The organism is Vicinamibacteria bacterium (assembly GCA_035570235.1).
GTDB lineage: Bacteria > Acidobacteriota > Vicinamibacteria > Fen-336 > Fen-336 > DATMML01.
Genome location: DATMML010000107.1, coordinates 47,362 through 56,650, shown reverse-complemented (window position 1 = coordinate 56,650; position 9,289 = coordinate 47,362). Strand labels below are relative to the sequence as shown.

The window sequence follows — 9,289 nt, the reverse complement described above, 5'->3', positions numbered from 1 at the left end:
GTGAGCAGGTCCCCGCCCGGGGCGAGCGTGTGCGCGGACCACGAGCCCCGGACCTGGGTGTGGCGATCGGCCTGGAACTCCACGGCCACCAGGGGGTCCAGGTGGTTGCTGTCCTGCAGGAAGCCGATGAAGGAGTAGCGCGCGCCCACGGTGGTGGTCAGCCGATCCGTGGCCCGCCACCGGTCCTTCACGAAGATCGCGCCCGCGTTGCGGACGTCCAGGCTGCCCGTGTCGTCGGTGGCGAGCAAGGGACGCAGGCAGCGGCTCCCGTATCCGGCTCCCGTCTGCACCTCGTGCGCCGAGCTGGGCTCGAGGACGAACTCCGCGGCCATCCGCCAGGTCGTGGTCTCGCGATCGGCGACGAGACCGCCCACGCTCCACCGGCCCCCGCTGGCCAGGCGGCCCTGCAGCCGCAAGACGCCCAGGCCGGTGGGCGTCCCCTCCATGCCCAGGGCGTCCGGCCCCAGGGTGGCGGGGCTGGCCACGAGCTCCACCGTCCCCGCCAGCTCTGGCAGCCAGGAGACGGCGCGCTCCAGGAGCTTCGGCTCGACCGGCGTCACGCTCGTCACGGTCATCACGCCCAGCGGTGGCTCTTCGTTGCGCTCCTCCAGCACCGAGCGGCGCTTGTGGCGGAGCAGCCATCGCCATTCGCGCAGGGCGACGATGTCGCTGATCATGTCCGCGGTCGCCGACTCCCGCTCGGGCCCCGGCTTCTCGCCGATGGGGGTGAGGCTGAGCGTGAACAGGGAGTCCCGGTCGGGGAGAACCGTGACCTCGCGCGCGGGCGCGGGCAGGTGGCCGGGGCCGAGCGCGCGCAGCCGGTAGGAGCCCGCGGGAAGGGCGGGCAGCGTGAACCAGCCCGCGCTGTCGGAGAGGGTCACGAGGCCGCCGCCCCGCATCCCCTTCCCGAAAACCGAGATCACCGCTCCCGCCACGGGAGCCCCTTGGGTGTTCTCGACCCAGCCCACGACTCCGCCGCCCTCGGCGGCGAAGGCCACATCAGTGAAAAGGAGGGCAAGGAGTGCTGCGGCCCCCCGATGGTGGAGGATCGCCGCACGCATCCGTGCTGCGGAGAGGGATCCCATCGTGTCCCTCGAAGCTAACAGGCTGAGTTCCCCCTGTCAACTGCGATTTTGCGAGCGTATAGAGAGTAAACACACGATCTGCTCATGTTGTGGCCCGATGAGTCGATCACAGCCCCTTTGCCCCGCTCTCCACGGGCCCCCCCGAAGCCGGCGGGCCGGAAGGAGGGGAGGCGGGCGCGGCGTCCGGGGCGGCCGCGGCCTTCCGACGTGGGCGCGACAGGGGCCGCCACCAGCCGCCCGCGGCCAAGGCTCGCCAGGCCCAAGCGCCCCAGCGCAAGAGGCTTTTGGCCAGCCAAAGCGCCCAGGCCAGCATCAGGCCTCGGTAAGTCCAAAGGGGCAGGCTCAAGACGCCGGCGGAAGGGCTGGTGTGGTCGATGCGGTCCGTGTACCAGCGCAGGACGGTGTTGGTGCTCCCCGCCCCCGCGACCTGCATGTCGGGCCGCAGCAAGAGTCCCGTCTGAACGACGTCGTAGAGCAGGACGAGCGCCGCCGCCACCCAGACCGCGAGCAGGACCTGGAGGGCATCGTGGGCCAGGGCCGATGATCTGGGCTGCCGCGCGCGCCAGGAAAGCGCGACGAACAAACCGGCCACCAAAACCCCGCCCAGGGCTGACGTCTGGGTGAGGCCCAGGGCCAAGAGCAGCCACTGCCCGACCCCGAGCGGGCTCTCCGCGAAGAGGCCGAGGCAGAAGGCCACGAGGAGCGCGAAGCCCAAGTAGCTCCAAAAGAGCACGGCGGGGCCCCATGCGGGCCCCCGCGCGTAGAGGAGCCACCGGTTGTCGGGCAGATGCAGCGTGGTCTCGACGTTGACCGCGGGGAGGGGCAAGCCAACCGCGGGGACACGGTGATAGAGGCTCATGCCCCGCGGCTCGCGCCATTTCACGATCACAGCCTGCGTGCCCGCGGGCACGGTGAGACGCAGGCCGGCCTGGTCGGGCTTACCGGGCCGGGCCGTACCGCCGACCGTGACCTCCTGGACCTCGGCGTCGGGGGGGATGGTGAGCACGAAAGACTCCTCGCGGCTGGCGCGTACGGCCAAGGTGAGAACGGTCGTGCTCAGGCGCCCGCCCGGGGTCGTGTCGATGCGGAGGGAATCCACGGTGACGGTCGGGCCCGCCACCGCCTGCGGGCGGCGGAAGCGGAGCGTGAGGGACTCGCCGGGCCAGGGGCGGAACTCGGGAGCCAGCACGCCCTGGCTCTCCCGGCTCACCGGAGGGAGCCCATCGGCCTCGCACTGCCAGATCACACCGCACTCCAGCTGCCAGACTTCGGACCAGGGCTGGCCCTCGGGCGCTTTCAGGCTGAGGGCGTCGCTCAAGGGCAGGGTGGAGGACCAGCCCGCCTCGGCCTGGTCGCGACCGAGAGCGACACGGGCGACACCATCCTTGGTCTCGAGGTCGGCCTCGAGCGGCGCCTCGCCGCGGAGGAGCGGGATGCTCAGGGAGACGGGGGAGCCGGTCTGGCTCACCCGATGAACCTCGGTCCGGACGCGCCAGGTCAGGCCCAGGCTGAGCGTGCGCTTGATCTCGAGCCAGGGGGCATACTGGCCGGCCTCCTCGCGCGCGTGCTCGCCCGCGCGAAGACGACGGCTGAGCTGGATGGAGATGTCCGGCGGGCCGTCCCTGCGCAGGCCCGCGATCTCCCACCCCGGTGCGTCCGCGCTCGCCTGCTGGGGGCGGTCGCGGAGCTGCAAGGTGAGGGTGTCCGCGGGAGGGGCTGGCCCCGCGACCTCGAGACGATGGACCCCGGGCGAGACCCGCACATAGAGGAAGCCGTCATCCAGGCGGGCGAGGGCGCTCGTGGGCTGATTGTCCACGCGGACCCGGCTCGGGGCCCAGCTCGTCGGGGGGCCGGGAATGGCCCAGGCCCCCGCGTCGGCGGCGTGGACCTCGGCCTCGAAGGAGAGCCCCCCTTCCGCGAGGCGCAGGCGCAGCGACGAGGTGGAGATGCAGTTGGGCTGGCAGGGCTCGGGACGGGTCAAACGGCGCTTCAGCTCTTCGAGGAGGGCGCGGTCGGGAAAGGCGCCGCCTTCTTGGGCGCCGGCGGGCGTGGGGGTCAGGGCAAGCAGAGCGAGCATGAGCGCCGCGGGCGCGCCGGCCGAGAGCCGAAGCCCCCCGCCCACCAAGAGCCGCCCGGCAAGAAGAAGGACGAGCAACAGGCGGAGGAACGTGATCAGCCGGTTCAGGCCGGAGGAGATCAGGAAGAGGCGCACGGTCTGGTCGCCCTTCACGGGCCCGGACCACGCGAGGGGATAGCTCCGCCACGACCAACTCGGCACTCCCGGTCCGGTCTGGAGGACGGCCCGCGGGTCCTGCTCGAGGGCGACGTTCAGGGAAGAAGCGTATTGACGGCCCGCCTTCGCGCGCGGCTCCGCCTCGTCTTTGGCGATCGTCTTCTCGTCGGCGCTCTTCCTCGTTCGCGCCAGGCCTCCGAGCTTGCCCCCCACGACACCGCCGGCCACCCCACCTTCGATTCCCTCCTCGGTGACGTATCCGAGGGCTTTCAATTTGTCGGCGGCTTCGGGCGTCATGGGGGCCTGGTTGGCGGGGGGCGGCGCGGCGGGTGCGCGAGCGGCGTGGGAGCCGGCGACGAAGAAATCCGGGATGCCCTCGCCCCTCCCCACCTGCGGATAGAGCGCCTCCCTCACCTGGTCACGCAGGAAAGGGATGAGGCAGAGGAGGAGGGCCAGGACGCTCACCGCGCGCCAGAGGCGAGAGACGCCCGCCAACCGCCCCGCGGGCGCGACCGCGGAGAGGGCGGTGGCGCCCAGCAGGCTGAGCCACACGAGGAACGGAGCTTCCGGCTCCGCATAGGTCAGGGTCATGGCCAGCAGGGCGACGACACCCCAGCCCCGGCCAAAGATCCGGCCCGTGGCCAAGGCCACGATGAGGACGAAGAAGAAGCCGAGCAGCGTCCAGCGCGCGGCCCAGGCCCCGGGGGCTTCATCGACACCGGTGGCGGCCAGCAGCCACCAGCCGGGCGGGAGGTGCAGGGTTCCTTCCAGCCGCTCGACGTCGGCCGACCACCCCACCGCGAGCAGCCGTCCAGAGCGGGGAACTCGCGAGTCCGCTTCCAGGTTCAAGGCGCCGCGGCGGAGCTCGAGCCCCGGGGCTTGGGTCGTCGGGTTCGACGTGATGAGCTGGTCGGTCCTGTCCAGGGCGGCCCGCCCCAACTCCCCCGGCCGCTGCAGGTCGAGCCGCCACGTCCGCGAGAGGGCGCCCGAGAAGTTGTCGCGCACGGTGAAGGCCCCCCCCGCCAGGTCCAGCCAGAGCTCCCGGTGGAGCCTTATGCGGTCGGGCGGGGGCACCGGCTCGCCCCGCCGGACCTCCTTCAGCGTGAGCCGGGCGCCCGCCTCCACCGCGAAAGCGGGGAGCTTGCGCCACTCGGCGGGGAGGTCGGTGCGCGAGGAGTCCACGGGCGCGAGCCCCGAGAGCTCGACTTGTCGCAGCCTCTCGTCGGCGGCAAAGACCCACACCTCCCGCGCCGGCCAGGGCTCGAAGACCGGGGGGGGCGTCAGGGTCTGGGGTCGATTCTCCAAGCGGGCGAGAACGGCGACCGCGAAGGTGCCCGCTCGAAGCTGTACGTGAAGGCGTCCGGAAGCGTCCAGGCGTGCGGGGAGATCGCCGCTCACGGCCACGGGGACGGAGCCGGGGAGGAGGGCGCCTCGGAGCTCGACCTCGCGGGCCTTGCCCGAGACCTCGAGCTGGAGGCGCGTCTCCGCCCAGAGCGGGATACCGTCGACGATGCGGCGGAAGGCCTGCACGCGCAAGCTCTCCGCCTTGCCCGCCGACTCGCCCCCCGCCCGGAGCCACACGAGCCCCGCCTCGTCCCGCCGCGGCAGGGCCACGGAGCGCCCATCCACGCTGAGGTCGACCAGCGCCAGTCGCGGTGGGACGGGCAGGGAGTCGGGCAGGTGGCTCCAGGCGAAGCGACCCTCCAGACGGTGGGCGCCCGCCGTCAAGCGGACCGCGGGGCCGCCCTCCGACACGGCCACCACGGCCGGGCGGCCATCCAAACGCACGTCCTGTGGCCAGCGCTGGGCGTCGCCGGGCAGGCGCAGATCGAGCGCGCGGTCGGCGTAGGCCTCGAGCTTGAAGGTTCCCCCAGGAGCGCCGAGCACCAAATCGAGCCGTCCGGGCCAGAGGCACAGCGCCGTCCCTTGCACGACCGGACAGGCGCGGTCGGGAACCTCGTCCCGGATCCAGGCCACCCAGGGCCGGAGCGCGGGCGGAACGTCACGCTCGGGGAGGGGCTGGGCGCCGGCGCCGGCCGGGAAGTAGAGGGCGGCCGCGAAAAAGGCCAGGACCACGCGTCTCATGAGGCCTCCCGACAGAGAGTGACGTGGAGCCTACCATGCGGGGGTTGGGGTTATTCCACTTCCCGAGGCGGCGGACCGGGCTCCCCTCGCGCCCGCACCGCAGTCCGAGAAGCGTCGGGGCGTCGAGCGTTTCGAAGACGTCTTGAGCACCGCCTCGGCGCAAAAGGGTACGCGCGCTTCATGGCAAGGGAGCGCTCTCGTGTGCTATAAAGCCGTGGTCTCCTTCCGGGATACCCATGAACAGGATCTTCGACGTGACCGTGCCCCTCGTGCGCGAGGGCCCCACCTATCCGGGCGATGCCCGCTTCGAGCTCGAGTTCACGCACGAGCTCGCGAAGGGCGATCCCTTCAACGCGGCCCGGATCGTGATCGGGACCCACTCCGGGACCCACGTCGACGCCCCTTATCACTTCCTGATCGACGGGGACGCGGTGGACCGGCTTCCCCTCGAGATCCTGATGGGCAAGGCGCGAGTGGTCGAGCTCTCGGTGCGGGAGAGGATCGAGCGGGCGGACCTGGAGGCCCAGGACCTGCGGGACGATATTCGGGTCCTCCTAAAGACGCGGATGTCGGGGCAGCTGCGCCAGCCCGCCTTCCAGGAGGACCACGTCTACCTCTCCCGGGACGCCGCCCTCTATCTCGCCCAGGCCGGGATTAAGCTCGTCGGGTTCGACTACCTCTCCCTCGACCGCTCGGGGGCCGCCGATTTTCCGGTCCACCAGGTCCTGCTGGGGGCGGGGGTGGTCATCGTGGAGGGCCTCGACCTCTCGGAGGTGCCCGCGGGCGAATACGAGATGGCGTGCCTTCCCCTGCGGATCGTCGGCGGCGACGGCTCGCCCGCGCGGGTCATCCTCCGGACGCGCCTGTGAGCGACCGCCTCGACCGCCGGTGGGGGCGGGGGGCCGCGAAGGGGACGGGGGGTGCGAGGCCGGCGGCAGGCCTATGAACGTCCTTCTCCTCCGCGACGTGGTGGCGGTGCTCCTGGCCGGGGGAGCGGGGGAGCGCCTCTATCCGCTGACCCGGGACCGGGCCAAGCCGGCGGTGCCCTTCGGCGGCCCCTACCGAATCATCGACTTCACCCTCTCCAACTGCATCAACTCCGGCCTCCGCAAGATCTTCATCGCCACCCAGTACAAGGCCCAGAGCCTGAACCGCCACGTGCGTATGGGCTGGAATGTGGTGAACCGCGAACTGGGGGAGTTCGTGGAGATCCTGCCCCCCCAGAAGCGGGTGGGCGAGCACTGGTACTTGGGCACGGCCGACGCCGTCTACCAGAACCTGTACTCGCTGGAACGGGAGAGTCCGCGCTGGGTGATCGTCCTCTCCGGCGACCACATCTACAAGATGGACTACGGCAAGATGCTGGACGTCCACATCGCTCGCGGGGCCTGCCTGACCGTGGCCGCCATCGAAGTGCCGCAGGCGGCCGCGAGTCGCTTCGGAGTCCTGGAGGTGGACGAGGACAACCGGGTGACCGGCTTCCAGGAGAAGCCGGAGAACGCCCCCTCCCTTCCCCACAACGCCGGCTTCTGCCTCGGCTCCATGGGGATCTACATCTTCGACACCGACGTCCTCGTGCGGGAGCTGACCCGGGACGCCGAGGAGGACACCAGCCACGATTTCGGGCGCGACATCATCCCCAAGCTGATGGGAGGGGGCGAGCGCGTCTACGCCTACCTCTTCTGGGACGAGAACAAGAAGGAGGCGAAGTACTGGCGGGACGTGGGGACCCTCGACGCCTACTACGAGGCCTCCATGGACCTGATCCAGGTCGATCCCATCTTCAACCTCTACGACCCGGACTGGCCGATGCGCACCTACCAGCCCCAGTTCCCGCCCGCCAAGTTCGTCTTCTCCCAGGACGGCCGCCGCGGGCGGGCCACGGACTCCATGGTCTCCATGGGCTGCATCATCTCCGGGAGCGAGGTGCAGCGCTCGATCCTCTCCACCAACGTCCGCGTGCACTCCTACTGCGACATCCAGGACTCCATCCTTCTCCCCAACGCGATCGTCCACCGCAACTCCCGGATGCGCCGCGCCATCATCGACCGCAACGTGGAGGTGCCCAAGGGGGCCATCATCGGCTACGATCCGGCCGAGGATCGCCGTCGCCACACGGTCTCCGAGGGCGGGGTGGTGGTGGTGACCCCGGGCGAGGACATCCTCGTGGACCCCGCCCTCCGGGGCTAGGTTTCAAGGAGCCCCAAGACGGGACGCGAAGACCGAGGGAGTGAGCCATGACCAACATCGATTCCGTCTTCGCGCGCGAGATCCTGGATAGCCGGGGCAATCCCACCGTAGAGGTGGAGGTGGTGCTCGAGGGAGGGGCCCTGGGCCGCGCCGCGGTGCCTTCGGGGGCCTCCACCGGGGAGCGGGAGGCGGTGGAGCTGCGCGACGGGAACCGGAAGCGCTACCTCGGCAAGGGCGTGCAGAAGGCGGTGGCGGCGGTCAACGACGCCCTCTCCGGCCAGGTCATCGGGGAGGACGCCCTCGATCAAGCCCTGATCGACCAGCTCATGATCGAGCTGGACGGCACCGAGACCAAGAAGCGACTGGGGGCCAACGCCATCCTCGCCGTCTCCCTGGCCGTGGCCAAGGCGGCGGCCGAGGCCACGGGGGTTCCCCTCTACCGCTACGTGGGCGGGCTCGGAGCCCGCACCCTGCCCGTGCCCTTCATGAACATCATCAACGGGGGAGTCCACGCCGACAACAAGCTCGACCCCCAGGAGTTCATGATCGTCCCCCACAGCGCCCCCTCCTTCGCGGAGGCGCTGCGCGCGGGGGTCGAGGTCTTCCACCACCTGAAGTCCATTCTCAAGAAGAAAGGCTACAGCACGGCGGTGGGGGACGAGGGCGGCTTCGCCCCCGACCTCAAGTCGAACGAGGAGGCCCTGGAGACCATCTTGGATGCCATCCGCGCCGCCGGCTACGCGCCGGGGAAAGAGGTCTCGCTCGCCCTGGACCCCGCGGCCAGCGAGTTTCACGAGGGGAAGAAGTACGTCTTCAGGAAGTCCGGGGGCGGGACCAAGACCTCGGATCAGATGGTGGCCATGTACGAGAAGTGGGTCAAGTCCTACCCCATCGTCTCCATCGAGGACGGCCTGGGTGAGAAAGATCGGGAGGGGTGGCGGGCCCTGACCAAGGCGCTCGGCGCCAAGATCCAGCTGGTGGGGGACGATCTCTTCGTCACCAACCCGAAGATCCTGGCCCAAGGGATCGCGGAGGGGCTCGCCAACGCGGTGCTCGTGAAGGTGAACCAGATCGGCACTCTGACCGAGACCCTGGACTGCATGGCCCTGGCCGGCCGCGCCGGATACACCTGCATGATGAGCCACCGCAGCGGCGAGACCGAGGACACCACCATCGCCGACCTGGCCGTGGCCACGAGCTGCGGCCAGATCAAGACCGGCTCCGCCTCCCGCACCGACCGCATGGCCAAGTACAACCAGCTCCTGCGCATCGAAGAGGAGCTCGGGCCCATGGCCCGGTTCGCAGGGCGCGGGGCCATCAACCCGCGAAGCTAGACCCCGGAGGAGGGCGCGCGCGCCCGCGCCCGCTTTACTCTTCTTCGACCGTGATCTTGAGCGAGCGGAGGAACTTCTTGTCGAGGGGCGTCATTTTGAGGGGAGCGGGCTCGGTCTTCTCCACCCGGAAGTCGAAGGTGGAGACCTCCGCGCTCTCCCGGCTTCCCGTCTTGTTGAAGCCGATGGTGGCCTCGAGGACCAGGGAGACATCGTAGCCCTCGGCCTTGATCCGGTGCAGGCAGTGGGCGATCTGCGAGGACTCGGACAGGGTTCGCTGGATGGTGGCGCCGATTTCCTGCACCATCCGCTTGACGTCCTCGCCGCTTGTCGGGTCCATCTGTGCCACTTACGAAATTATGCGG

6 protein-coding genes are annotated in these 9,289 nt (G+C 70.5%); 3 read left to right on the top strand and 3 right to left on the bottom strand.

Going from position 1 to position 9,289, the window contains the following annotated elements:
- Positions 1-1,085, bottom strand: a 1,085-nt coding sequence (locus VN461_20365) for a TonB-dependent receptor (GenBank protein ID HXB57130.1), incomplete at its 3' end; no start/stop codon positions are given.
- Positions 1,086-1,191: 106 nt separating this feature from the next.
- Positions 1,192-5,403, bottom strand: coding sequence for a hypothetical protein (locus VN461_20360; protein ID HXB57129.1), 4,212 nt, complete (start codon positions 5,401-5,403; stop codon positions 1,192-1,194).
- Between the two features lie 236 nt (positions 5,404-5,639).
- On the opposite strand from VN461_20360, the gene VN461_20355 reads away from it, so the two are divergent.
- From VN461_20355 to eno, 3 genes are all read left to right on the top strand, one after another.
- Positions 5,640-6,272 (top strand): cyclase family protein, encoded by a 633-nt coding sequence (locus VN461_20355; GenBank protein ID HXB57128.1) that lies wholly within the window; start codon positions 5,640-5,642, stop codon positions 6,270-6,272.
- 73 nt (positions 6,273-6,345) lie between these two features.
- Positions 6,346-7,593, top strand: coding sequence for a glucose-1-phosphate adenylyltransferase (gene glgC, locus VN461_20350; GenBank protein ID HXB57127.1), 1,248 nt, complete (start codon positions 6,346-6,348; stop codon positions 7,591-7,593).
- A gap of 47 nt (positions 7,594-7,640) precedes the next feature.
- Positions 7,641-8,927 carry a phosphopyruvate hydratase gene (gene eno, locus VN461_20345; GenBank protein ID HXB57126.1) on the top strand — a complete coding sequence of 429 codons (1,287 nt, stop codon included), beginning with the start codon at positions 7,641-7,643 and terminating at the stop codon, positions 8,925-8,927.
- Positions 8,928-8,961: 34 nt separating this feature from the next.
- On the opposite strand, the gene VN461_20340 is transcribed toward eno, so the two are convergent.
- Entirely contained in the window at positions 8,962-9,264 is a 303-nt protein-coding gene (locus VN461_20340; GenBank protein HXB57125.1) for a hypothetical protein, read from the bottom strand.
- Between the last annotated feature and the right edge of the window lie 25 nt (positions 9,265-9,289).